We start from the raw sequence: 24,220 nt of genomic DNA on the forward strand, positions 1-24,220 counted from the left end.
ATACTCTATATCCAGTTTCATTCAAACTTTCGCCTGAAATCTACCGGTTATCATTTTCGCCCGGTCGCTACAATATACACTTCTCGGGAACGGGCCCGGGAAGAGTCCGGCTTACGAACTTTGACCTTCGCAAACAGGGAGCGAATTTCCTTAAGATACTCCTCGAAACCTTCGCCCTGAAACACCTTCACAACAAAACTACCACCAGGCGCTAGTACATCACGACACATTTCTAACGCTAGCTCCACCAGATACATGGCGCGGGGGATATCCACCGCCGGTGTTCCGCACATATTTGGTGCCATATCTGACATGACAACCTGGACCTTACTGTCACCTACACGATCAAGTAACGCTTTCAGCACTAATTCATCACGAAAGTCGCCCTGAAGGAAGTCGACACCGACGATGGGATCCATTGGTAAAAGATCGCACGCAATGATTCGGCCCGTTCCGCCGATCTGCGTTACCGCATACTGGGACCATCCGCCAGGTGCCGCACCGAGGTCAACAACCGTCATCCCCGGCTTAAAAAGTTTGTCACTTTGCTGTATTTCATCAAGTTTAAACCAGGCACGGGAACGCAACCCCTTTTTCTGTGCCTGTTGAACATATTTATCGCTAAAGTGTTCCTGAAGCCAGCGGCTGGAGCTGGCAGAACGCTTTTTACCTGTCATTTAACATTTCCGTCCTGGTTCATCGTTACCTGCCTGTGACGTAAATTTCTACGCAGCTATTTGGCGATATAAGGGAGATGGCGGTAGAATGAACCGTTTTCAATCCCAACGTAAGCAAAAATATACGATGAATCTGAGTACTAAACAAAAACAGCACCTGAAAGGTCTGGCACATCCGCTCAAGCCTGTAGTGATGCTTGGCAACAATGGTTTGACCGAAGGGGTGCTTGCCGAGATTGAACAAGCGCTGGAACACCACGAGCTGATCAAGGTGAAAATCGCCTCTGAAGACAGAGACACTAAAAACCTGATCGTGGAAGCCATCGTGCGCGAAACCGGCGCCTGTAATGTACAGGTCATCGGTAAAACGCTGGTGCTCTACCGCCCATCTAAAGAGCGTAAAATCTCGCTGCCACGCTAAGGATATCCTGAATTAAACACATTTTCTGTGTGAAACGAGGGATTTCTGTCAGCAGGCGAGCAAAATGCCATGCTCCTTGAGTTGATAAAAGGCCGCTATGCGGCCTTTTTCTTTTCTTTACAATGTATCAACATCTTAGTAGAGAAGCGAATTACAGGTATTCAACCTTAATAATTTCGTATTCCACTTCACCGCCAGGGGTGCGAATGGTGACAACATCGTCCTGCTCTTTGCCAATCAGGCCGCGAGCAATCGGGGAGTTCACTGAAATCAGGTTCTGTTTGAAGTCTGCTTCATCATCACCGACGATGCGATAGGTCTGCTCTTCATCGTTGTCCAGGTTCAGCACGGTCACGGTAGAACCAAAGATCACACGCCCGTTGTTAGGCATTTTGGTGATATCGATAACCTGTGCATTGGACAGTTTTGCCTCGATATCTTTAATACGCCCTTCACAGAAGCCCTGCTGCTCACGCGCGGCGTGGTATTCAGCGTTCTCTTTCAGGTCGCCATGCTCGCGCGCATCCGCGATAGCGGCGATGATTTCAGGGCGACGCACGGATTTCAGGAAATCCAGCTCTTCGCGCAGTTTTTCGGCACCACGTAAGGTCATCGGAATAGCTTGCATTTGTTATACCTCTTAAACATTCCTGTTGGGAGCAGTGTTCCCTGCTCCTGCCCACCTAAGCGGGCAAGAAGCAAAAAGAAAACCGACCCGGGAGCAATGCCCCAGGTCAGCAGCAATTTTTCAATTTGATATGCATTTTACCGCGAAGTTCACTATGGGTCATCGTTTACTTTGCAGTGCCATGCACCGTAGTATGACGGTTTGTTTTCGGGTTGTTAGCGCGAGATTATGCGATTTTCCAGATTTATCATCGGATTGACTACCAGTATAACGTTCACCGCCCAGGCCGCGAATGTTGATGAGTACATTAATCAGCTCCCCGCAGGCGCGAACCTTGCCCTGATGGTGCAGAAGGTTGGCGCACAGGCTCCCGAGATTGACTATCACAGTCAACAGATGGCGCTGCCTGCCAGTACCCAAAAGGTGATTACTGCCCTCGCCGCCCTGCTCCAGCTCGGTCCTGACTTCCGTTTTACGACCACACTCGAGACCAAAGGTAACGTCGAGGGTGGCGAACTGAAAGGCGATCTTATCGCCCGTTTTGGCGGCGATCCGACCTTTAAGCGCCAGGATATCCGCAATATGGTTGCGGTACTGAAAAAATCTGGCGTGCAGAAAATTGATGGCAATGTGCTGATCGACACGTCCATTTTTGCCAGCCACGATAAAGCCCCAGGCTGGCCGTGGAACGACATGACCCAATGTTTTAGCGCCCCGCCCGCCGCCGCGATTGTTGACCGTAACTGCTTCTCGGTTTCGCTTTACAGCGCGCCAAAGCCAGATGATTTAGCGTTTATCCGCATAGCGTCCTACTACCCGGTCACCATGTTTAGCCAGGTTCGCACGCTGGCGAAAGGCTCCCCGGATGCGCAATATTGTGAGCTTGACGTCGTGCCAGGCGATCTTAACCGCTTCACGCTTACCGGCTGCCTGACGCAGCGCGCCGATCCGCTGCCGCTGGCCTTTGCGATACAGGATGGTGCAAGCTATGCGGGTGCCATTCTGAAAGATGAGCTGAAACAAGCGGGCATAACATACACCGGCACGCTGCTTCGCCAGACGCAGGTTAATCAGCCCGGCACGGTCATCGCCAGCAAACAGTCTCCGCCGCTGCACGATTTACTGCGAATCATGCTGAAAAAGTCGGACAACATGATTGCCGACACCGTGTTCCGCATGATTGGCCACGCGCGTTTCGGGGTGCCGGGAACCTGGCGCGCGGGTTCAGACGCCGTTCGTCAGATCCTGCGCCAGCAGGCCGGGATCGAGCTGGGCAATACCATCGCCGTCGATGGCTCCGGATTATCGCGTCATAATTTGATCTCACCGGCCACGATGATGCAGGTGCTTCAGTACATTGCACAGCATGACACTGAGCTAAACTTTATTTCAATGCTGCCTCTGGCCGGGCATGACGGTTCGCTGCAGTATCGCGCCGGGCTTCACGCTGCCGGCGTGGATGGCAAGGTATCCGCTAAGACAGGCTCGCTGCAGGGGGTTTACAATCTTGCAGGCTTTATCACTACCGCCAGCGGACAACGCATGGCATTCGTGCAGTATCTTTCCGGCTATGCCGTCGAACCGACCGACCAGCGCAATCGTCGTATTCCTCTGGTTCGCTTCGAAAGCAGGCTTTATAAGGACATCTACCAGAATAACTAGCGATGAAACTACTCATAGTTGAAGACGATCAGTTATTGCAGGAAGGGCTGGCGCTGGGGCTGGCCAATGAAGGGTATGCCCTCGACTGTGCCTGCACCGCCGCGGAGGCGGACGCCCTGATCCAGAGCGGCGAATACAGCCTGGTGATCCTCGATTTGGGCTTGCCTGATAAAGACGGCGCCACGCTGCTCAGCCAGTGGCGACGCCGCGGTATTGCCAACCCGGTGTTGATCCTGACGGCACGCGATGCCATTGAGGATCGCATCACCGGCCTCGATGCAGGCGCAGATGATTACCTGGTGAAACCTTTTGCACTTGCGGAACTGCAGGCGCGAGTGCGGGCGTTGATTCGCCGCTATCAGGGCCATAGTGATAACTTACTGACCGACGGCGATATTACGCTGAATCTGCAAACCCAGCAGGTACTGCGCCGGGATCAGGCGGTAGAGGTGACGCCAAAAGAGTTCGCCCTGCTTACGCGTCTAATCATGCGCAGCGGGCAAACGGTGCACAGAGAGACGCTCCAGCAGGATATCTACTCCTGGCAGGACGACCCGGGGTCAAATACCCTTGAAGTTCACATTCACAACCTGCGTCGCAAGCTCGGCAAGGACAGAATCAAAACCGTCCGTGGCGTTGGCTATCGCCTTGAGAGCCAGAAATGAACAGCATGCGTCGGCGTTTGATGGTGCTGCTGGCAGTTATTCTCTTATTTTTCCAGCTGATAAGCGTCATCTGGCTGTGGCATGAAAGCCGTGAGCAGATTGGTTTTCTGGTGAATGAAACGCTGTCGGCAAAATCCCGCAATAACCATGTCGAGAAAGAGATCCGCGAAGCGATTGCTTCCCTTCTCGTCCCTTCTCTGGTGATGGTAGGCTTTACGCTGTTTTTCTCTTTCTGGGCAGTCAGCTGGATAACCCGACCGCTGAATAAACTGCGTGACAGCCTTGCTAACCGTTCGGCGGATAACTTAACACCGCTTCCCATGTATTCCGACATGGAAGAAATAGGCGCGGTGACAACCTCCCTGAACCAGCTGCTCGCCCGGCTGGACAATACCATTCAGCAGGAGCGTCTCTTCACCGCTGACGCCGCACACGAGCTCCGAACGCCCCTTGCCGGTATCCGGCTCCATCTGGAGCTTATGGCCCAGTCAGGCGCACCACAGGCCGCGACGTTAATTAGCCGTATCGATCAGCTCATGCATACCGTTGAGCAGCTGCTGATGCTGGCCCGTGCCGGACAGGCAATGGCCAGCGGACGCTACGAAACCGTGAGCTGGACGGAAAATATCATTGAACCTCTCGGCCTGGGCCATGAAGCCAAAGAGCATAAGGTGATTTGGCCCGCTAAAAGCGCGCTCACGGTTCAGGGAGACGCCGTGCTCCTGCGTCTGATGCTGCGCAACCTGCTGGAGAATGCCGGGCGCTACAGCCCGGCAGGGACAACGATCACAGTGACATTAACCGGGGTCGACGGGGGGACGCAGATCAGCGTGATCGATCAGGGGCCCGGTATTGATGACGCGCACCGACAGTCAATTACCGAGCCATTCCGCCGTCTTGACCAGCGCTACGGTGGCAGCGGTCTGGGCCTGAGTATCGTGCAGCGCATTGTGCAGCTCCACCACGGCAGGCTGACGCTTGAGAACGGCGCTGAAAGTGGTTTGATCGCCAGCTGCTGGCTACCCGCAACGCTGGAATAAAAAAAGCCCCCATAATGGGGGCTTCGGGCAGATATTAGTGCTTGTAGATGAACTCGACGCCTTCTTCGTCGTCTTCATCCCAGTCATCGTCCCAGTCTTCATCATCGTCTTCCGCTTCCAGCTCTTCGAGCTGCTGGCGGTGGTAGTCATCCCACATGAATTCGACTTTTTCAGGCTGTTTCGCTTCTTCCGCCTGCACGATTGGGTTCTCGATGATGAAGGTCATCACATCCCAGCACAGATCTTTCACGCCAACCTGGCTTGCCGCAGAGATCAGGTAGTATTTATCTTCCCAACCCATCGCTTCAGCAATCGCTTTGGCTTTCGCTTCCGCTTCGGCTTTGTCCATCAGGTCGATCTTGTTGAAGACCAGCCAGCGTGGTTTATTCGCCAGTTTTTCGCTGTATTTTTCCAGCTCACCGATGATGATACGGGCGTTTTCAACCGGATCGGAACCATCGATAGGATCGATATCGATAAGATGCAGCAGCACGCGGCAACGCTCAAGGTGTTTCAGGAAGCGAATACCCAGACCCGCGCCTTCCGCAGCGCCTTCAATCAGTCCCGGAATATCGGCAACCACAAAGCTCTTTTCGTTATCCATACGGACAACGCCCAGGCTTGGTACCAGCGTGGTAAACGGATAGTCTGCCACTTTTGGTTTCGCCGCAGAGACTGCTCGAATGAACGTCGATTTACCGGCGTTTGGCATACCCAGCATGCCCACGTCTGCCAGAAGCATCAGCTCCAGCTGCAGATCGCGCTTATCACCCGGCGTACCCATCGTTTTCTGACGCGGAGTACGGTTAACGGAGGATTTGAAACGGCTGTTACCCAGACCGTGCCAGCCGCCTTTAGCCACCATCAGGCGCTGACCGTGTTTGGTCATGTCACCCATGGTTTCACCGGTTCCCTGGTCAATCACACGCGTACCGACCGGAACTTTAATAGTGACATCTTTACCGCGTTTCCCGGTACAGTCACGGCTCTGGCCGTTCTGGCCACGTTCAGCGCGGAAGGATTTCTCGAAACGGTAGTCGATCAGCGTGTTGAGGTTCTCATCCGCCTCCAGCCACACGTCACCACCATCCCCGCCGTCACCGCCGTCAGGACCGCCACGTGGGATATACTTTTCACGGCGGAAGCTTACGCAACCATTGCCGCCATCACCAGCCACGACCAGGATCGTCGCTTCATCAACAAACTTCATTTTACTCTCCGTAACTCATTCGCCTGAGCGGGGGACTACTACAACCGCTTCATTTTTGCGCCAACGTCCCCAAAGACGATGACCAATGGCGGAATACATCGCGCCCGCAACCACGACAAACGCACCGAGATAACCCAACAGGTTGAGCATCGGTCTGACGAAGACATCGGGCCAGGCCATTGATAACAAATCTGAAAATAACAGCGTAAACAGCGGAGTAAGCGTAATTAACGCGCTCACCTGTGCCGCCTGCCAGCGCGCCATCGCTTCGGCCAGCGCGCCATAACCGACCAGCGTGTTCAGCCCACAAAAAATGAGGCACGCCAGTTGCCAGTCGCTAAGCTGGGAAATCACACCCGGCTTTGCTAATGGCAGCAATGCTATTGTACACAAAGTGTACAGCAAAAAGAGGATCTGCTGTGAGGCAAGACGACGCAATAACACCTTTTGCGCGACGCCATAGCTCACCCAGACCGTTGCCGCCCCCACACCAAAAATTACACCCCATGTGTAATCCGTCAGGCGGGTAAAAATCTCTATCAGACTGGTATTGAAGAACATCACCAGACCGCACAGCAGCATGCTCGCCCCGATAATCTGCGTGCCGCGCATCTTCTCCTTGAGGATAAAGACGCTGGCGACCATCATGCCCACAGGTGAAAGCTGACCTATCACCTGCGACGCCGTGGGGCTGAGATATTGCAGGGAAGAGCTGAACAGGATGAAGTTACCGAACAGACCGCCCGTCGCGATAGCCAGTAATACCAGCCAGCGCGGTTTGCGGAAGAGCCGCAAGGGTGGAAGCTTACCTTTGATAGCCAGAATGGCCCCGAGGCCGATGCTTGCCATCAGAAAGCGATAAAAGACCACCGTAGGCGGCTCCATCACTTCCAGTACCTGCTTCATTGCAATTGGCAGCGCACCCCAACACATTGCGGTAGTGAGCGCCAAAAGAATACCAATGCCGGCCTGCTGCTTCATGCCCGTTTTCCCTACAGAAAAAATTACCGGGTTTCCAATGTAAAAAGCCCCGCAACAGGTTGCGGGGCTTTAATCCGTTACCGGACCGAGAAAACCTTACTCAGCAACGATGCTGATGTATTTACGGTTGTTCGGGCCTTTAACTTCAAATTTCACTTTACCGTCTGCTTTAGCAAACAGAGTGTGGTCACGACCGCAACCTACGTTGTTGCCAGCGTGGAATTTGGTACCACGTTGACGAACGATGATGCTACCCGCCAGAACGGATTCGCCACCGAAACGCTTAACGCCAAGGCGTTTAGCTTCTGAATCGCGACCGTTACGTGTGGAGCCGCCAGCCTTTTTATGTGCCATTTAAATCTCTCCTCAGGTCTTAGGCGCTGATGCCAGTAATTTTCACATCAGTGAACCACTGACGGTGGCCCTGCTGCTTACGGTAGTGCTTACGACGACGAAACTTAACGATTTTAACTTTCTCGCCACGACCGTGTGCAACAACTTCAGCTTTGATAACGCCGCCATCAACGAAAGGAACGCCGATTTTGACTTCTTCACCGTTTGCGATCATCAGAACTTCTGCGAACTCAACAGATTCGCCAGTTGCGATGTCCAGCTTTTCCAGGCGAACGGTCTGACCTTCGCTTACTCGGTGTTGTTTACCACCACTTTGGAAAACCGCGTACATATAAACTCCGCTTCCGCGCACGTCCTCGTATGAATCAGAGTGCGCTATAAATATTCACAATAGGGCGCGAATATTACGCAAAACGCGAGCCTTTGACAAGTGCTACCGTCAATACATGAAGAAAAAAAACACAACACGTACGGTAACGTTTATCTGAGCCGTTTTTTCAGTACAATCAGCACTACTATTGATAAACCGAAACCCTTCGTTACCCCATTGAAGATGGGATCAACAGGATAAAAAGCCCGGCTTTTGCGATGAATTTAGAAAAAATCAACGAGTTAACCGCGCAAGATATGGCGGGTGTGAATGCAGCAATCCTGGAGCAACTCAACTCTGACGTTCAGCTGATCAATCAGTTGGGCTATTACATCGTCAGCGGCGGCGGTAAACGCATTCGTCCGATGATTGCCATTCTGGCTGCCAGAGCCGTTGGCTATCAGGGAAATGCTCACATCACTATCGCAGCGCTCATCGAATTTATTCACACGGCGACGCTTCTGCATGACGATGTTGTGGATGAATCGGATATGCGTCGTGGCAAAGCCACGGCAAACGCCGCTTTCGGAAACGCAGCCAGCGTCCTGGTGGGGGATTTTATCTATACCCGCGCCTTCCAGATGATGACCAGCCTGGGTTCCCTGAAAGTGCTGGAAGTGATGTCCGAAGCCGTAAACGTCATTGCTGAAGGCGAAGTGCTGCAGCTGATGAACGTCAACGACCCTGATATCACCGAAGAAAACTACATGCGCGTCATCTACAGCAAAACGGCGCGCCTGTTTGAAGCGGCTGCCCAGTGTTCCGGCATTCTGGCTGACTGTACCGAAGCACAGGAAAAAGGCCTGCAGGACTATGGCCGCTATCTGGGTACGGCCTTCCAGCTGATTGATGATTTGCTGGACTACAGTGCGGACGGCGAGACGCTCGGTAAAAACGTGGGCGATGACCTGAACGAAGGTAAACCAACCCTGCCGCTGCTTCATGCTATGCGCAACGGAACAGCTGACCAGGCGAAAATGATCCGTGAAGCGATTGAGCAGGGAAATGGCCGCCATCTTCTGGAACCTGTACTGGAAACTATGGCTATCTGCGGATCGCTGGAATGGACGCGTCAGCGCGCGGAAGAAGAAGCCGACAAAGCCATCGAAGCGCTTCAGGTCATTCCAGACAGTCCGTGGCGCGAGGCACTGATTGGTCTTGCCCATATCGCCGTACAGCGCGACCGTTAATCACCTTGTTTCTCCCCGCAGCGATAGCGGGGAGATTCCAGTACACTCCTGTAAATTCCGTGTTCATGTAAATTCATCGGTTTAGAGACCGCATGAATAAAGCCGTGTCTTATTCTGAATATCCCATCAAGTAACGCGAACTTTTTAGAACAAAAAGTTGAAATGAGTATAGTAACCGCGTCGTTTCAGAAAAAACGGCGTAGGTGAATCCAAACTTAAGGACGGCGTTATGGATACGAAATTTATCGACTGGCACACGGCTGATATTATTGCCGCACTGCACAAAAGAGGCACTTCACTGGCAGCAGAGTCCCGCCGCCATGGACTAAGTTCTTCAACTCTGGCAAACGCCCTCACTCGCCCCTGGCCCAAGGGAGAATTAATCATCGCGACGGCGCTGGATACGCATCCGTGGGTGATTTGGCCTTCGCGCTACCACGACCCCATTACCCATGAATTTATCGACAGATCGCGCATGATTCGCCAGAGAAAGGCAAAAAGAGAACCACAGGAATAACGCTTTTTTGACAGGAACAGCAACCCCCCGGTCATTGCTGGCAGGGGGCTGCCGGAACGATTACTCGCCCTTCACACGCTCAATGTTGGCACCCAGCGCGCGCAGTTTATCTTCGATACGCTCATAGCCACGATCGATGTGATAGATACGATCCACGATCGTCGTGCCTTCCGCAATACAACCCGCCAGCACCAGGCTTGCAGACGCACGCAGATCGGTTGCCATCACCTGAGCACCTGAGAGTTTCTCAACGCCGTGGCAAATCACGGTATTACTTTCGATCTCAGCATGCGCGCCCATACGGATAAGTTCCGGTACGTGCATAAAGCGGTTCTCGAAAATGGTTTCGGTGATGAAGCCAGTGCCTTCGGCAACCAGGTTCAACAGGGTGAACTGCGCCTGCATGTCCGTAGGGAACGCCGGATGCGGCGCCGTACGCACATTGACCGCTTTTGGACGCTGACCGTGCATATCGAGGCTGATCCAGTCTTCTCCGATTTCGATATCCGCACCCGCATCGCGCAGTTTCGCCAGCACCGCATCCAGGGTATCTGGCTGCGCGTTGCGACAAACAATCTTCCCGCCAGAAATCGCCGCAGCGACCAGGAAGGTACCGGTTTCGATACGGTCAGGCAGAACGCGATAGACACCGCCGCCCAGACGCTCAACGCCTTCGATGGTGATACGGTCGGTACCCTGACCGGAAATCTTCGCCCCCAGCGCCACGAGGAAGTTGGCGGTATCCACAATCTCCGGTTCGCGCGCGGCGTTTTCGATGATGGTGGTACCTTCTGCCAGCGTCGCCGCAGACATAATGGTCACCGTTGCGCCCACGCTCACTTTGTCCATGACGATGTGCGCGCCTTTCAGACGACCATTGACGGACGCTTTAACGTAACCTTCTTCGAGCTTAATCTCTGCGCCCAGCTTCTCCAGACCAAAGATGTGCAGGTCAACCGGACGCGCACCGATGGCGCAGCCGCCCGGCAGAGAGACCTGACCCTGACCAAAACGCGCCACCAGCGGGCCAAGCGCCCAGATGGATGCACGCATGGTTTTCACCAGATCGTAAGGGGCTGAAAAGTTGTTCACCTTGCTGGCGTCGATCCAGACGGAACCGTTACGCTCAACTTTCGTGCCCAACTGGGTGAGCAGCTTCATGGTGGTGTCGATATCTTTCAGCTTCGGTACGTTCTGAATTTCTACCGGCTCTTCAGCCAGCAGCGCAGCAAAGAGGATTGGCAGCGCGGCGTTTTTAGCGCCAGAAATTGTGACTTCGCCCTGGAGACGCGTTGGCCCCTGTACACGAAATTTATCCATTGTGTGTTCTCTTATAAAATCAACCGTGCTGCGGGCCTGTCGCCCTCAGCTCAAAAACCGTTTAGTTTGCGATCGCGTGCCCACTCTTGCGGGGTGAACGCTTTAATCGACAGGGCGTGGATGCGGTTATCCGCAATATATTCCATCAGAGGCGCGTACACAGCCTGCTGCTTCTTCACGCGGCTCATACCGTCGAACATCTCACCCACAGCAATAACCTGGAAGTGACTGCCATCGCCAGTGACGTGGGCTTCCTGAAGGGAGAGTGCATTCATCAGCACTGTCTGGATTTCATGATTTTCCATGGGCTCTTAATCATCTGATAGTGAAAACAAGCTCAACATCTTAGAGCAAAGTGGCGTTGTCTTAAACAAGCAAAAAGCCCCGACGATGAAACAGTCAGGGCTTTCAGAAGTAACGCACTGAAAATATTAACGAGGCAGTACGTCCTGAGGGAGATTGTAGAGCTGCGCAAGGGTCACGACATTATCGCTCGCGCCGTGAAGCTTAGCGCTTGTCCCCTGCTTTTTCCCCACGGCAACCAGATGGGCAAGCAGCGCAACACCCGCCGTATCCACCCGCGTAACGTCGGTTAAGTCGATACGCGTCACGCCCTGCATCGCTTCGTGGCGTTTGTCCCACAGTGGGTTCAGCAGATCCTGATCCAGTTCACCGGACAGCTTTAATGTCTCGCCTTCACGCGACCAGCTGAGTTGCTGTGACATTACTTCTTCTCGTCCAGGGTAATTTTCTGGCGAGAGATAGACTGCAGCTGAGCGGTCAGGCCATCAATGCCTTTAGTGCGCAGCAGGTCGCTCCATTCGTTCTGTTTGGTGGTGATCATGCTTACCCCTTCGGCAATCATGTCATACGCCTGCCAGTGACCGGTCTGGCTGTTTTTACGCCACTGGAAATCCAGACGAACCGGCGGACGACCGTTAGGATCGTTGATCGTCACACGGATAGGGACGATGGTCGCATCGCCCAGCGGCTGCTCAGGCGCAATCTGATAGGTCTGACCGTGGTACATCGCCAGCGCCTGGCCATAAGCCTGTTTCAGGTATTCACGGAACGCGGCAAAGTACGCATCACGTTGCGCAGGGGTCGCGTCTTTGTAATAACGTCCCAGCACCAGCGCACCCGCATATTTAATCTGCACGTACGGCAGCAGTTCCTGATCAACGACGTCACGCAGATAATCAGGATTAGCACGAATTTTAGGCTGTTCGTTTTTAAGGCGGTCGAAGGTCTTCTTCGCCGCTTCGTCCATCAGTTTGTACGGGTTACTCTGATCCGCAGCGTGGGCGGCGGTTAGAGGGGCGATGACCAGCATGGCAACCATTAACAGTCGTTTAAACATGAATGACTTCTCCTGATATTAATTCGCAGCACCTGGGGTCGGCGCGGCATTGGTATGGTCTTCACTCTGCGCAGGGGCATTGTCAGACTTTTTCTCATCCCCTTTACTGTTGTAAAGGAACTGACCAATCATATCCTCCAGAACCATCGCGGATTTCGTATCCTGAATGACGCTACCGTCTTTAAGGATAGTCGTTCCCAGCTCGGGGTCTTCAAAGCCAACGTTAAGCGCCAGATATTGTTCGCCCAGCAGACCGGAAGTACGAATAGAAAGGGAGCTGGTGTCCGGGATATGGTTGTAACGCTCTTCGATATCCATCGCGACGCGTGGCAGGTAGGTTTTCTCATCCAGCGTAATGTCAGATACGCGTCCGATCACCACGCCGCCGATGCGGACCGGTGAACGCGCCTTCAGGCCGCCGATGTTATCGAAGGTGGCATAGATGCGATACGTCGGCTCGGTGCGCACAGACGTAATATCCGCCGCTCTCAGGCAGATAAACAGCGCGGCCAGCAGCGCCAGCAGCAGGAATACACCGACCCAAATTTCATTTTTTCTCGTTTGCATGAACTCAATTCCCAAACATCAGTGCGGTGAGCACAAAATCCAGACCCAGTACGGCCAGCGACGAATGTACGACAGTACGTGTAGTTGCACGGCTAATGCCCGCAGACGTCGGGATGGCATCGTAACCATTGAACAATGCAATCCAGGTGACCGTAATGGCAAATACCACGCTTTTAATCAGACAGTTAACCAGATCCATTCGCAGGTCGATTGCGTCCTGCATCGCGGACCAGAAGAAACCGGCATCAATGCCTTTCCAGTGCACGCCAACCAGCGAACCGCCCCAGATACCCACGGCGACAAACAGAATAGTCAGTAACGGTAAAGAGATCACCCCAGCCCAGAAACGCGGCGAGATCACGCGACGCAGCGGGTCGACCGCCATCATCTCCATGCTGGAGAGCTGCTCGGTCGCGCGCATCAGGCCAATTTCAGCCGTTAATGCCGACCCCGCGCGCCCGGCGAACAGCAGCGCCGCCACAACCGGCCCCAGCTCGCGCAGCAGCGAGAGCGCCACCAGCATCCCGAGGCTGGTTTCCGCACTGTAGGTTGTCAGAACCAGATAGCCCTGCAGCCCAAGCACCATACCGATAAACAGACCGGAGACAATGATGATGAGCATCGACAGAACGCCGACATTATAAAGCTGCCGCACCAGCAGCGGTGCGTGCTTGCGGAATTCCGGCTTGCCGACCAGCGCGTTGAATAACATCAATCCGGCACGCCCGAACGTCCTGATGGTTTTTATGCCACGGTGTCCGAGAGCGGCCAACGCATTTAACAGCATGAGTGGCTTAACTCCCTATTCCCAGTAAATCGTCACGATAGTCGCCCGCGGGGTAGCGGAACGGCACAGGGCCATCGGCAATACCGTCAAGGAACTGCCGCACGCGCGGATCGCAATTTTCCTGCAGCGCCTGAGCGCTACCGTGTGCGACGATCTTTTTGTCCGCCACGATATAGGCGTAATCGGCAATGCTCAATACTTCCGGTACATCGTGAGACACCACAATGCAGGTGACGCCAAGCGCGCTGTTCAGTTCAGAGATGAGCTTCACCAGCACGCCCATCGTGATGGGATCCTGTCCAACAAACGGTTCGTCGAACATGATTAAATCAGGTTCTAATGCAATGGCTCGCGCCAGCGCGGCACGACGCGCCATCCCGCCGGACAGCTCCGAGGGCATCAGCTTTGCGGCGCCTCGCAAACCGACGGCTTCGAGTTTCATCATCACCGTGCTTTTCAGCAGTTCAGGCGGCAGGCTGGTATGCTCGCGCAGCGGATAGGCCACGTTATCAAAGACATTCATGTCGGTGAACAAGGCTCCCGACTGAAAGAGCATGCTCATGCGTTTGCGGACAGTATACAGACGCGAGCGTGACATCTCCGGGATGTTTTCGCCATCGAAGAGGATTTCACCGCTATCAGGTGGGATCTGCCCACCAATAAGGCGCAACAGGGTCGTTTTACCGATCCCGGACGGCCCCATGATGGCAGTGATCTTGCCACGCGGTACGGTCAACGAAATATCATCAAATATCAATCTGTTGGCGCGGGAAAAACTCACGCCGCGAACATCGACTAAATTCGCCATCGTTTGGCTCATTTATGGTTCCTTTATTACCCTGCTCACGTTAAGGCATGCCGCCTGAATCAGCCCTCAACTCCACATTTTTACAGAATAATAGCCGTTGAGGTTAGCGAAAGCTGGCATTTGTTTTACTTTTCCGGCGCATAAAGTCAAAATTAGGAATTCGTTACGCCTCAGACTGTATGCAGTCCAGCCATTCCCGTGCGATGGACCGACGAGTATACCTGAAGAAAGGACTTTTGATGCTTTTAGCAACAGCACTGTTAATAATTGGTTTACTTTTGGTGGTCTACAGTGCTGACCGTTTAGTGTTTGCTGCATCTATCCTGTGTCGCCTGACGGGCGTACCGCCTGTCGTCATCGGGATGGCCGTTGTCAGTGTTGGAACGTCACTTCCTGAAATCATCGTCTCTGTAACAGCATCGCTGCATGGTCAGTTAGACCTGGCAGTAGGCACCGCGATTGGCTCTAACATCGTCAATATACTTTTGATTTTAGGCCTGGCCGCATTGCTCCATCCATTTCGCGTGCATTCTGATGTTCTGCGCCGTGAATTGCCGCTAATGTTAATCGTAAGCCTGCTGGCAGGCTGCGTATTTTATGATGGTGTACTGAGCTACAGCGACGGCATTTTCCTGCTGGCGCTGGCCATCATCTGGCTGCTGTATAGTGTTAAAATCGCCCGTCAGGCTGAGAAGCAGGGTCAGGATAGCCTCACGCGGGAGCAGGTCGCCGAACTGCCGCGAGAAGGCACGCTGCCTGTTGCCCTGCTCTGGCTTGGCGTTGCGCTGATCATCATGCCGATGGCAACGCGCATGGTTGTGGATAACGCGACGGTGCTGGCGAACTATTTCGCCATCAGTGAACTGACCATTGGCCTGACGGTGATTGCCATCGGCACCAGCCTGCCGGAGCTGGCCACGGCCATTGCGGGGGCACGGAAAGGTGAGGATGACATTGCTATTGGTAATATCATCGGTTCCAACATATTTAATATCGCCATTGTGATGGGCCTGCCGGCCCTGATTACGCCAGGGCCCTTTAATCCCCTGGCGTTCTCACGTGACTACGGCGTGATGTTATTGGTCAGCGTGATATTTGCCCTGCTCTGCTGGCGGCGGCAACGACAGATCGGCAAAGGCGCAGGCGCGCTGCTGACGGGTGGATTTATCGTATGGATGGCGATGCTGTACTGGCTCTCGCCTCTTATCTCTGGGTAAACGGAAACGCATTATGTCGCAAATAGAATTGCAGCCGGGTTTTGACTTTCAGAAGGCAGGCAAAGAGGTTCTGGAGATTGAACGTGAAGGTCTGGCGCAGTTAGATCAGTACATTAATCAGGATTTTAGTCTGGCATGTGAGAAGATGTTCTACTGTGCCGGCAAAGTCGTGGTGATGGGGATGGGCAAGTCCGGCCACATTGGACGCAAAATGGCGGCAACGTTTGCCAGTACCGGCACCTCGTCCTTCTTTGTACATCCAGGGGAAGCCGCGCACGGTGATCTGGGTATGGTCACGCCGCAGGATATCGTCATCGCGCTGTCCAACTCCGGGGAGTCCAATGAAATTCTGGCGCTGATCCCGGTACTGAAGCGACTGCAGGTGCCGCTTATTTGCATGACCAGCCGTCCGGAAAGCAGCATGGCGCGGGCAGCCGATATTCACCTGTGCGTGAAAGTGCCCAAGGAGGCCTGTCCGCTTGGCCTGGCGCCGACGTCCAGCACCACCGCCGCGCTGGTCATGGGTGATGCGCTTGCCGTCGCGCTGCTCGAAGCCCGCGGTTTTACGCCGGAGGATTTCGCGCTTTCCCACCCGGGTGGCGCGCTGGGGCGCAAGCTTCTGCTTCGGGTAAACGATATTATGCACACCGGGGACGAGATCCCTCACGTCAGTAAAGAAGCCTCCCTGCGTGATGCGCTGCTGGAAATCACCCGTAAGAATCTGGGTATGACGGTCGTGTGCGACGATCTGATGAAAATTCAGGGGATCTTCACCGATGGCGACCTGCGTCGCGTGTTCGACATGGGTGTAGACGTCCGCACGCTCGGCATCGCCGATGTGATGACGCCGGGCGGTATACGCGTCCGTCCGGGTACGCTGGCCGTGGATGTGCTGAACCTGATGCAGTCCCGCCACATTACCTCAGTGATGGTTGCCGATGGCGACCAGTTGCTGGGTGTGGTACATATGCATGATCTGCTGCGCGCAGGCGTAGTGTAATGAAGGATAAGACAATGAGTAATGCGGGTGCATCCCTTGCAACCTGTTATGGACCGGTCAGTACCCAGATGATGGCAAAGGCGGAAAACATTCGTCTGCTCATCCTGGACGTGGATGGCGTACTTTCCGATGGCCTGATTTACATGGGCAACAATGGTGAAGAGCTGAAAGCGTTTAACGTTCGCGACGGCTACGGTATCCGCTGCGCGCTCACCTCAGGTATTGAGGTGGCTATCATCACCGGACGAAAAGCTAAACTGGTAGAAGACCGCTGTGAAACCTTAGGAATTACCCATCTGTATCAGGGTCAATCCGATAAGATGGCGGCGTTTAAGGATTTACTGGGTAAACTGGCTATCGCACCGGAAAACGTAGCCTACGTCGGGGACGATCTGATTGACTGGCCTGTGATGGCTGAAGTCGGGCTGAGCATCGCCGTTGCCGATGCGCATCCGCTGCTGATCCCGCGCGCAGACTACGTTACCCACATCAACGGCGGCCGTGGTGCCGTACGTGAAGTCTGCGATCTGCTTTTGCTGGCGCAGGGCAAGCTTGATGAGGCCAAAGGGCAATCGATATGAGTAAAACCAGACGCTGGATTATCATTTTGCTTTCGCTTGTCGCACTGGTCTTGATTGGCGTGAACCTTGCCGATCGCGACGATACGCAAACGGAAGTGGTCAACAATAACGATCCAACCTATAAAAGCGATCACAGCGACACCGTGGTCTACAGCCCGGAAGGCGCGCTGAACTATCGTCTGATTGCCCAGCATGTTGAATATTTTTCAGATGACGGTATTTCGTGGTTTACCCAACCTGTCATGACCACATTTGATAAGGACAAAGTGCCGACGTGGTCAATTAAGTCAGATAGGGCAAAACTGACAAATGACCGTATGCTTTATCTGTATGGCCACGTTGAAGTCAACGCCCTGACCGCTGACTCGCAACTGCGAAAAATTACGACGGATAATGCCCAGATTAACCTGGTAACCCAGGACGTGACCTCGCAGGATCTGGTCACACTGTATGGCACAACATTTAATTCCAGCGGTTTGAGAATGCGCGGGAACTTACGCAGCAAGAACGCCGAGCTGATTGAAAAGGTTAGAACCTCCTATGAAATTCAAAACAAACAAACTCAGCCTTAAAGTAATTATCGCCAGCGCGATGCTGGCGACCAGTCTCCCCGCGCTTGCTGTAACGGGCGATACCGACCAACCGATCCATATCGAGTCTGATACCCAGTCGCTCGATATGCAGGGCAACGTCGTCACCTTCACGGGTAACGTCGTCATGACTCAGGGCACCATCAAAATTAACGCCGACAAAGTGGTCGTGACCCGTCCGGGTGGCGAGCAGGGCAAAGAGATCATTGATGGTTACGGCAACCCGGCCACCTTCTACCAGATGCAGGACAACGGCAAGCCGGTGAAAGGCCGCGCCTCGCATATGCACTATGAGCTGGCGAAGGACCTGGTCATCCTGACCGGAAACGCGTATCTGGAACAGCTGGACAGCAACATTACCGGCGACCAGATCACCTATCTGGTGAAAGAGCAAAAAATGCAGGCCTCCAGCGAGAAAGGCAAACGCGTCACGACCGTCCTGGTTCCGTCGCAGCTGCAGGACAAAGGCAAAGGCCAGGCCCCGGCACAGAAGAAGAGTAACTAATTCGTTATGGCAACATTAACTGCAAAAAATCTCGCGAAGGCCTACAAGGGCCGCCGTGTCGTAGAAGATGTCAGTCTGACCGTCAACTCCGGCGAAATCGTGGGGCTGCTTGGCCCTAACGGTGCGGGTAAAACCACCACTTTCTACATGGTCGTTGGCATTGTGCCGCGCGATGCCGGCAACATTATCATTGACGATGAAGACATCAGCCTTCTGCCTCTGCACGCGCGCGCGCGTCGCGGGATCGGCTACCTGCCGCAGGAAGCCTCCATTTTCCGTCGCCTTAGCGTTTACGATAACCTGATGGCGGTCCTGGAAATTCGTAACGATCTGACCAGCGAACAGCGTCAGGATCGTGCCAACGAGTTGATGGAAGAGTTCCACATTGAGCATCTGCGCGACAGCCTCGGTCAGGCCCTCTCCGGGGGTGAACGCCGTCGTGTTGAGATTGCGCGTGCGCTGGCTGCAAACCCGAAATTTATCCTTCTGGATGAACCGTTTGCGGGCGTTGACCCGATCTCGGTTATCGACATTAAACGCATCATTGAACACCTGCGTGACAGCGGGCTTGGCGTACTGATCACCGACCACAACGTTCGTGAAACGCTGGCCGTGTGTGAACGCGCGTATATTGTGAGCCAGGGCAATCTGATCGCCCACGGTACGCCGCAGCAGATCCTCGAAGACGATCATGTTAAGCGCGTCTATCTTGGGGAAGACTTCAGACTCTGATAGGGTAGAGGTAACGTAACGCCGAACCGGAGAAAAAAGCTCTGAACATGAAGCAAGGTTTGCAATTAAGGCTCAGCCAACAACTGGCAATGACGCCGCAGCTACAGCAGGCAATTCGCCTGTTGCAACTGTCCACGTTAGAACTTCAGCAGGAGCTCCAGCAGGCGCTGGACAGCAACCCCCTGCTGGAACAAACCGATCTTCATGACGAGGTAGACGCTCAGCAGTCACAGGATACAGAAGCGCTCGACACCGCGGATGCACTCGAACAAAAAGAGATGCCCGACGAGCTTCCGCTGGATGCCAGCTGGGATGAAATCTACACCGCCGGAACACCTTCCGGTACGCGTGCAGACTACCAGGATGATGAGCTACCGGTCTATCAGGGAGAGACCACCCAGTCGCTGCAGGATTACCTGATGTGGCAGGTGGAACTTACCCCCTTCTCCGATACCGACCGCGCGATTGCCACCTCAATTGTCGATGCCGTTGACGACACCGGCTATTTGACCGTCACGCTGGACGATATCCTGGAAAGCATGGGCGACGACGAGATTGAGCTTGAGGAAGTTGAAGCCGTTCTGAAGCGCATCCAGCGTTTCGATCCGGTAGGCGTAGCCGCAAAAGATCTGCGCGACTGCCTGCTGATCCAGCTTTCTCAGTTCAGCAAAGAGACGCCATGGCTCGACGAGGCGCGCTTAATCATCAGCGATCATCTGGATCTGTTGGCCAACCACGATTTCCGCAGCCTGATGCGCGTCACGCGCCTGAAGGAAGAGGTGCTGAAAGAAGCGGTGAATCTGATCCAGTCGCTCGATCCGCGCCCGGGACAGTCGATCCAGACCAGCGAACCCGAGTACGTGATCCCGGACGTGCTGGTCAGAAAACACAATGACCGCTGGGTCGTTGAACTGAATTCAGACAGCATCCCTCGTCTGCAAATCAACCAGCAGTATGCCTCCATGTGCACCAGCGCGCGTAACGACTCCGACAATCAATATATTCGCAGCAATCTTCAGGAAGCGCGATGGCTGATCAAAAGTCTGGAGAGCCGAAATGATACGCTGCTGCGCGTCAGCCGCTGTATTGTCGAACAGCAGCAGGCGTTCTTTGAGCAGGGCGAAGAGTATATGAAACCGATGGTACTGGCGGATATCGCCCAGGCCGTCGAGATGCATGAATCAACCATTTCCCGTGTCACCACGCAGAAGTATCTGCACAGTCCACGCGGTATATTTGAGCTTAAGTATTTCTTCTCCAGCCATGTGAATACCGAGGGCGGCGGCGAAGCGTCGTCAACGGCCATTCGTGCCCTGGTGAAGAAGTTGATCGCCGCGGAGAACCCCGCGAAGCCACTAAGCGACAGTAAGTTAACCACCATGCTGTCCGATCAGGGTATTATGGTGGCACGTCGTACTGTTGCGAAGTATCGAGAGTCTTTATCCATTCCGCCGTCCAACCAGCGTAAACAGCTGGTCTGACACAACCGATAAGGAAGACACTATGCAGCTCAACATCACTGGACAAAACGTCGAAATTACTGAGGCTTTACGCGACTTCGTTAACGCGAAGTTTGCAAAACTCGAGCAGTATTTCGAAAGGATCAATCAGGTCTATATTGTGTTGAAAGTGGAGAAAGTGACTCATATCTCGGATGCCACCCTGCATGTTAACGGGGGTGAACTGCATGCCAGTGCGGAAGGGCAAGACATGTACGCTGCTATCGACGGCTTGATTGATAAGCTTGCACGACAGCTCAATAAACATAAAGATAAACTGAAACAACACTAATTGTCCGGGCAGTTAACGGGTGCAGGACGGCCTGTTGTGAAACACAACAGGCCATTTGTACAGTTAGCGCTTAGGTGAAATTATGATGAACAACGATTCCGCTCTTCAACTGAGCAATGTCCTTAACCAGGAATGTACCCGCAGTGCGGTTCACTGCCAGAGCAAAAAACGTGCGCTGGAGATCATCAGTGAACTGGCTGCCAAACAGCTGGGCCTGCCGCCGCAGGTGGTGTTCGAAGCGATTCTGACCCGTGAAAAAATGGGCAGTACCGGTATCGGCAACGGCATCGCGATCCCGCATGGCAAACTGGAAGAGGATACCCTGCGTGCCGTTGGTGTGTTTGTGCAGCTTGAAACGCCCATCGCCTTCGATGCCATTGATAACCAGCCCGTCGATCTCCTCTTCGCGCTGCTGGTGCCTGCCGATCAGACGAAAACCCATCTGCATACGCTGTCGCTGGTCGCCAAGCGTCTGGCCGATAAAACTATTTGCCGTCGACTGCGCTCGGCTCAAAGTGATGAAGAGCTCTATCAAATTATCACTGAAGCAGAAGGCAATCAGGATGATGCATAACCAGGAGATGGCCTTCACATCTGTTGTCCTGAGGAGAAACGGAACATGGTGCTGATGATTGTCAGTGGCCGTTCAGGGTCGGGGAAATCCGTTGCTCTGCGCGCCCTGGAAGATATGGGTTTTTACTGCGTCGATAATCTGCCGGTCGTGTTGTTACCCGACCTGGCCCGCACGCTGGCGGAGAGACAAACCTCTGCCGCCGTCAGTATCGACGTTCGTAACATGCCTGAATCGCCAGAGATCTTCGAACAGGCCATGAGCAACCTGCCTGACGCGTTCTCGCCTCAGCTGCTGTTCCTCGATGCAGACCGCAATACGCTGATCCGCCGCTATAGCGATACCCGTCGTTTGCATCCGCTTTCCAGCAAGAACCTCTCTCTGGAGAGCGCTATTGATGAAGAGAGCGACCTGCTGGAGCCGCTGCGCTCTCGTGCCGACCTGATTGTCGACACCTCTGAGATGTCCGTTCACGAGCTGGCGGAAATGCTGCGTACCCGGCTGTTGGGTAAACGCGAGCGCGAACTGACGATGGTGTTCGAATCCTTCGGCTTTAAGCACGGTATTCCGATTGATGCGGATTACGTTTTCGACGTGCGCTTCCTGCCGAACCCGCACTGGGATCCAAAACTGCGTCCAATGACCGGTCTGGATAAGCCGGTGGCGGCGTTCCTCGACCGGCACACAGAAGTACACAATTTTATCTACCAGACGCGAAGCTACCTTGAGCTATGGTTACCTATGCTGGAGACAAATAATCGTAGCTACCTGACGGTGGCGATTGGCTGTACCGGCGGTAAACATCGTTCGGTTTATATCGCCGAACAGCTGGCCGACTATTTCCGCTCGCGCGGGAAGAACGTTCAGTCCCGTCATCGCACGCTGGAAAAACGTAAAACATGACCGTAAAACAAACCGTTGAGATCACCAATAAGCTGGGTATGCATGCGCGCCCGGCGATGAAGCTTTTTGAGCTGATGCAGGGTTTCGATGCAGAGGTATTGCTGCGGAATGACGAAGGCACCGAAGCGGAAGCGAACAGCGTGATCGCGCTGCTCATGCTCGATTCCGCCAAGGGGCGCCAGATTGAAGTAGAAGCCACCGGCCCTCAGGAAGAGGAAGCGCTGGCGGCGGTGATTGCTCTGTTTAACGCAGGTTTCGACGAAGATTAATATCTGCTATTCAGGCGGGTAGCGCTGCGCTTACCCGTCCTACATAAGGTTATTACGCTGCATAAACCCCTCTCCGCCCAGCTGATTCATCTGGCGCATAATCCACGCCTGACGGCTTCGCACGTACCCTGATGGGGCACTGGCCTTAAAGCGGATAGGGTTCGGTAACACAGCGGCCAATAGCGCTGCTTCTGACATGCTCAGACGGCTGGCTGGCTTATTGAAATACCGCTGTGCGGCAGCTTCCACGCCAAATATGCCGTCGCCAAACTCAGCGACGTTGAGATAGACGGTCAGAATGCGTTTTTTGCTCCAGACCGTTTCCATCCCCAGGGTCAGCCCCGCTTCCAGCCCTTTTCGCACCCAGCTTCGACCATCCCACAGAAACAGATTTTTGGCCGTCTGCTGCGACAAGGTTGATGCCCCGCGCACGCGGTTTTCATGGCGTTCGTTATGGGCTAGCGCCTTCTCAATGGCCGCCACGTCAAACCCCCAGTGCTCCGGGAATTTCTGGTCCTCCGCCGCGATGACCGCCAGCCCCATGAACGGGGAGATCTCATCCATGCTCACCCAATCAGAGTGGGCAACATAGCTGAAATCGCCGCTGAACCACGCGCTAAGCTGGCGCTCAACCATAACGGCAGAGAACGGTACCGGCATAATGCTGAATAAAGCCAGCCCGCCGCCCCAGAATACCGCCAGCACAAGTACGATGCGCAAGAGAAAACGTTTCACCCCTGCGCCTGCGGCAAATTTACGCCTCATTCAGTCAGCACCAGCACGCGAGCCACCAGCTTTTCAATGCCTGAGGCCGCCTCAGCGATATTATTCGCCAGCATATACGCCGGCGTGGTGACAATTTTGTTATCTTCATCAACCACAATGTCATCAACCGGGCACGGAACGTGTTCGCCCCCCATTTCCTCGACGATCTCTGCGGTATCAATATCCGTCCCGATAGTCAGACGCAGCGGGAAATCAAAAATCCTGGGCAGCATTGCCGGCGCAATGCAGATAAAGCCCTGCGGTTTTCCAGCCGCATGCATGGCCTGCGACAGCGCTTTAAGATGAGGATCGATTTGACACTCCGCGCCCTGCGCAGCAAAGGTACTGAGATTTTTGGCCGCCCCAAACCCACCCGGCACAATGAGCGCATCAAGCTCTGTAGGATCTGCCTGAATAAGAGGATGGATATCACCTCGCGCAATACGCGCGGCTTCAATCAGTACATTACGGGTTTCCGCCATCGGCTCGCCGGTCAGATGATTAATCACATCCGCCTGATTTTTGTCTGGCGCAAAACAAATAACCTCTGCTCCCTGCTTAGCCAGGGCCAGCAGCGTGATTACGGCTTCATGTATTTCAGAACCATCGTAAACACCGCATCCGCTCAGCACGACACCAATCTTTTTCATCATGACAATCCTTTTCTGCAACTTGCTGAAGCACATTAATAATTTTGATTAAAACGCTATGCTTCACACATTTCACTGATTCATGTAAC

General features: G+C 54.0%; 32 protein-coding genes. 17 read left to right on the forward strand and 15 right to left on the reverse strand.

What is annotated here, in order from left to right:
* Positions 1 to 50 precede the first annotated feature (50 nt).
* Positions 51 to 677, reverse strand: coding sequence for a 23S rRNA (uridine(2552)-2'-O)-methyltransferase RlmE (gene rlmE, locus NUX24_RS11660; protein WP_003861812.1), 627 nt, complete (start codon positions 675 to 677; stop codon positions 51 to 53).
* A 127-nt stretch (positions 678 to 804) separates the two neighbouring features.
* On the opposite strand from rlmE, the gene yhbY reads away from it, so the two are divergent.
* A complete protein-coding gene (gene yhbY / locus NUX24_RS11665; RefSeq protein ID WP_003861814.1) occupies positions 805 to 1,098 on the forward strand; it encodes a ribosome assembly RNA-binding protein YhbY in 294 nt (97 codons plus the stop codon).
* Between the two features lie 151 nt (positions 1,099 to 1,249).
* Here yhbY and greA read toward each other — a convergent pair whose 3' ends face one another.
* Positions 1,250 to 1,726 (reverse strand): transcription elongation factor GreA, encoded by a 477-nt coding sequence (gene greA / locus NUX24_RS11670; RefSeq protein WP_014171793.1) that lies wholly within the window; start codon positions 1,724 to 1,726, stop codon positions 1,250 to 1,252.
* A gap of 228 nt (positions 1,727 to 1,954) precedes the next feature.
* On the opposite strand from greA, the gene dacB reads away from it, so the two are divergent.
* The 3 genes from dacB to pmrB are packed head-to-tail and all read left to right on the forward strand — an operon-like array spanning position 1,955 to position 5,093.
* Positions 1,955 to 3,388 (forward strand): serine-type D-Ala-D-Ala carboxypeptidase, encoded by a 1,434-nt coding sequence (gene dacB / locus NUX24_RS11675; RefSeq protein ID WP_032659718.1) that lies wholly within the window; start codon positions 1,955 to 1,957, stop codon positions 3,386 to 3,388.
* 2 nt (positions 3,389 to 3,390) lie between these two features.
* Positions 3,391 to 4,053, forward strand: coding sequence for a two-component system response regulator PmrA (gene pmrA, locus NUX24_RS11680; protein ID WP_126329195.1), 663 nt, complete (start codon positions 3,391 to 3,393; stop codon positions 4,051 to 4,053).
* On the forward strand, positions 4,050 to 5,093 hold the full coding sequence (gene pmrB, locus NUX24_RS11685; RefSeq protein WP_257831657.1) for a two-component system sensor histidine kinase PmrB: 1,044 nt from the start codon (positions 4,050 to 4,052) through the stop codon (positions 5,091 to 5,093). The genes pmrA and pmrB overlap by 4 nt, the downstream gene beginning before the upstream one ends.
* 34 nt (positions 5,094 to 5,127) lie before the next feature.
* Here pmrB and cgtA read toward each other — a convergent pair whose 3' ends face one another.
* The 4 genes from cgtA to rplU form a co-directional block, all read right to left on the reverse strand.
* Positions 5,128 to 6,303 carry an Obg family GTPase CgtA gene (cgtA, locus tag NUX24_RS11690; RefSeq protein ID WP_045403536.1) on the reverse strand — a complete coding sequence of 392 codons (1,176 nt, stop codon included), beginning with the start codon at positions 6,301 to 6,303 and terminating at the stop codon, positions 5,128 to 5,130.
* Positions 6,304 to 6,318: 15 nt separating this feature from the next.
* Complete coding sequence (locus NUX24_RS11695; protein ID WP_023309346.1) at positions 6,319 to 7,284, reverse strand: DMT family transporter; 966 nt, start codon at positions 7,282 to 7,284, stop codon at positions 6,319 to 6,321.
* A 96-nt stretch (positions 7,285 to 7,380) separates the two neighbouring features.
* Positions 7,381 to 7,638 (reverse strand): 50S ribosomal protein L27, encoded by a 258-nt coding sequence (rpmA, locus tag NUX24_RS11700; RefSeq protein ID WP_004385076.1) that lies wholly within the window; start codon positions 7,636 to 7,638, stop codon positions 7,381 to 7,383.
* Between the two features lie 19 nt (positions 7,639 to 7,657).
* Positions 7,658 to 7,969: a 50S ribosomal protein L21 gene (gene rplU, locus NUX24_RS11705; protein ID WP_003025032.1), complete on the reverse strand. Its 312-nt coding sequence runs from the start codon at positions 7,967 to 7,969 to the stop codon at positions 7,658 to 7,660.
* Positions 7,970 to 8,226: 257 nt separating this feature from the next.
* Between rplU and ispB the strand changes: the two genes are divergently transcribed.
* Both ispB and sfsB read left to right on the forward strand, forming a co-directional pair.
* Positions 8,227 to 9,198, forward strand: coding sequence for an octaprenyl diphosphate synthase (gene ispB, locus NUX24_RS11710; RefSeq protein WP_024906360.1), 972 nt, complete (start codon positions 8,227 to 8,229; stop codon positions 9,196 to 9,198).
* Positions 9,199 to 9,427: 229 nt separating this feature from the next.
* Positions 9,428 to 9,715, forward strand: coding sequence for a DNA-binding transcriptional regulator SfsB (sfsB, locus tag NUX24_RS11715; RefSeq protein ID WP_047650931.1), 288 nt, complete (start codon positions 9,428 to 9,430; stop codon positions 9,713 to 9,715).
* A 60-nt stretch (positions 9,716 to 9,775) separates the two neighbouring features.
* Here the strand turns inward: sfsB and murA are convergent, their stop codons facing one another.
* The 7 genes from murA to mlaF all read right to left on the reverse strand — a co-directional run bounded on the left by murA (position 9,776) and on the right by mlaF (position 14,569).
* A complete protein-coding gene (murA, locus tag NUX24_RS11720) occupies positions 9,776 to 11,035 on the reverse strand; it encodes a UDP-N-acetylglucosamine 1-carboxyvinyltransferase (protein ID WP_023309349.1) in 1,260 nt (419 codons plus the stop codon).
* 50 nt (positions 11,036 to 11,085) lie between these two features.
* Positions 11,086 to 11,340 carry a BolA family iron metabolism protein IbaG gene (ibaG, locus tag NUX24_RS11725; protein WP_008501458.1) on the reverse strand — a complete coding sequence of 85 codons (255 nt, stop codon included), beginning with the start codon at positions 11,338 to 11,340 and terminating at the stop codon, positions 11,086 to 11,088.
* Between the two features lie 126 nt (positions 11,341 to 11,466).
* Entirely contained in the window at positions 11,467 to 11,760 is a 294-nt protein-coding gene (mlaB, locus tag NUX24_RS11730) for a lipid asymmetry maintenance protein MlaB (protein ID WP_047650933.1), read from the reverse strand.
* Positions 11,760 to 12,395 (reverse strand): phospholipid-binding protein MlaC, encoded by a 636-nt coding sequence (mlaC, locus tag NUX24_RS11735; RefSeq protein ID WP_047650934.1) that lies wholly within the window; start codon positions 12,393 to 12,395, stop codon positions 11,760 to 11,762. The genes mlaB and mlaC overlap by 1 nt, the downstream gene beginning before the upstream one ends.
* 18 nt (positions 12,396 to 12,413) lie before the next feature.
* A complete protein-coding gene (gene mlaD, locus NUX24_RS11740; protein WP_126329192.1) occupies positions 12,414 to 12,962 on the reverse strand; it encodes an outer membrane lipid asymmetry maintenance protein MlaD in 549 nt (182 codons plus the stop codon).
* 4 nt (positions 12,963 to 12,966) lie between these two features.
* Positions 12,967 to 13,749 (reverse strand): lipid asymmetry maintenance ABC transporter permease subunit MlaE, encoded by a 783-nt coding sequence (gene mlaE, locus NUX24_RS11745; protein ID WP_010436044.1) that lies wholly within the window; start codon positions 13,747 to 13,749, stop codon positions 12,967 to 12,969.
* 7 nt (positions 13,750 to 13,756) lie between these two features.
* Positions 13,757 to 14,569 carry a phospholipid ABC transporter ATP-binding protein MlaF gene (gene mlaF / locus NUX24_RS11750; RefSeq protein WP_024906354.1) on the reverse strand — a complete coding sequence of 271 codons (813 nt, stop codon included), beginning with the start codon at positions 14,567 to 14,569 and terminating at the stop codon, positions 13,757 to 13,759.
* Positions 14,570 to 14,796: 227 nt separating this feature from the next.
* Between mlaF and NUX24_RS11755 the strand changes: the two genes are divergently transcribed.
* The 11 genes from NUX24_RS11755 to npr all read left to right on the forward strand — a co-directional run bounded on the left by NUX24_RS11755 (position 14,797) and on the right by npr (position 22,716).
* Positions 14,797 to 15,774 carry a calcium/sodium antiporter gene (locus tag NUX24_RS11755; RefSeq protein WP_257831667.1) on the forward strand — a complete coding sequence of 326 codons (978 nt, stop codon included), beginning with the start codon at positions 14,797 to 14,799 and terminating at the stop codon, positions 15,772 to 15,774.
* A gap of 13 nt (positions 15,775 to 15,787) precedes the next feature.
* Complete coding sequence (gene kdsD / locus NUX24_RS11760) at positions 15,788 to 16,774, forward strand: arabinose-5-phosphate isomerase KdsD (RefSeq protein WP_023333606.1); 987 nt, start codon at positions 15,788 to 15,790, stop codon at positions 16,772 to 16,774.
* A 14-nt stretch (positions 16,775 to 16,788) separates the two neighbouring features.
* Entirely contained in the window at positions 16,789 to 17,355 is a 567-nt protein-coding gene (gene kdsC, locus NUX24_RS11765; protein ID WP_023309356.1) for a 3-deoxy-manno-octulosonate-8-phosphatase KdsC, read from the forward strand.
* The gene (gene lptC, locus NUX24_RS11770; RefSeq protein WP_023309357.1) at positions 17,352 to 17,927 is read left to right on the forward strand and encodes an LPS export ABC transporter periplasmic protein LptC; all 576 of its coding nucleotides are present in this window, start codon (positions 17,352 to 17,354) and stop codon (positions 17,925 to 17,927) included. The genes kdsC and lptC overlap by 4 nt, the downstream gene beginning before the upstream one ends.
* A complete protein-coding gene (gene lptA / locus NUX24_RS11775; RefSeq protein ID WP_033146750.1) occupies positions 17,896 to 18,450 on the forward strand; it encodes a lipopolysaccharide ABC transporter substrate-binding protein LptA in 555 nt (184 codons plus the stop codon). Before lptC ends, lptA begins: the two co-directional genes overlap by 32 nt.
* Before the next feature lie 6 nt (positions 18,451 to 18,456).
* Positions 18,457 to 19,182, forward strand: coding sequence for an LPS export ABC transporter ATP-binding protein (lptB, locus tag NUX24_RS11780; protein WP_033146751.1), 726 nt, complete (start codon positions 18,457 to 18,459; stop codon positions 19,180 to 19,182).
* 47 nt (positions 19,183 to 19,229) lie between these two features.
* On the forward strand, positions 19,230 to 20,663 hold the full coding sequence (gene rpoN, locus NUX24_RS11785) for an RNA polymerase factor sigma-54 (RefSeq protein WP_047650939.1): 1,434 nt from the start codon (positions 19,230 to 19,232) through the stop codon (positions 20,661 to 20,663).
* Positions 20,664 to 20,685: 22 nt separating this feature from the next.
* Entirely contained in the window at positions 20,686 to 20,973 is a 288-nt protein-coding gene (gene hpf / locus NUX24_RS11790; RefSeq protein WP_008501444.1) for a ribosome hibernation promoting factor, read from the forward strand.
* An 82-nt stretch (positions 20,974 to 21,055) separates the two neighbouring features.
* Positions 21,056 to 21,547, forward strand: coding sequence for a PTS IIA-like nitrogen regulatory protein PtsN (ptsN, locus tag NUX24_RS11795; RefSeq protein WP_008501443.1), 492 nt, complete (start codon positions 21,056 to 21,058; stop codon positions 21,545 to 21,547).
* A 45-nt stretch (positions 21,548 to 21,592) separates the two neighbouring features.
* On the forward strand, positions 21,593 to 22,447 hold the full coding sequence (rapZ, locus tag NUX24_RS11800; RefSeq protein WP_014885397.1) for an RNase adapter RapZ: 855 nt from the start codon (positions 21,593 to 21,595) through the stop codon (positions 22,445 to 22,447).
* Positions 22,444 to 22,716 (forward strand): PTS phosphocarrier protein NPr, encoded by a 273-nt coding sequence (gene npr / locus NUX24_RS11805; protein WP_003861872.1) that lies wholly within the window; start codon positions 22,444 to 22,446, stop codon positions 22,714 to 22,716. The genes rapZ and npr overlap by 4 nt, the downstream gene beginning before the upstream one ends.
* A gap of 39 nt (positions 22,717 to 22,755) precedes the next feature.
* On the opposite strand, the gene mtgA is transcribed toward npr, so the two are convergent.
* Together mtgA and elbB are read right to left on the reverse strand one after the other, a co-directional pair.
* The gene (gene mtgA / locus NUX24_RS11810) at positions 22,756 to 23,481 is read right to left on the reverse strand and encodes a monofunctional biosynthetic peptidoglycan transglycosylase (protein ID WP_029739613.1); all 726 of its coding nucleotides are present in this window, start codon (positions 23,479 to 23,481) and stop codon (positions 22,756 to 22,758) included.
* Positions 23,478 to 24,131: an isoprenoid biosynthesis glyoxalase ElbB gene (gene elbB, locus NUX24_RS11815; protein WP_047743546.1), complete on the reverse strand. Its 654-nt coding sequence runs from the start codon at positions 24,129 to 24,131 to the stop codon at positions 23,478 to 23,480. Before elbB ends, mtgA begins: the two co-directional genes overlap by 4 nt.
* Between the last annotated feature and the right edge of the window lie 89 nt (positions 24,132 to 24,220).

The sequence above is a fragment of the Enterobacter sp. HG048 genome (assembly GCF_024702055.1).
GTDB classification, from domain to species: domain Bacteria; phylum Pseudomonadota; class Gammaproteobacteria; order Enterobacterales; family Enterobacteriaceae; genus Enterobacter; species Enterobacter dykesii.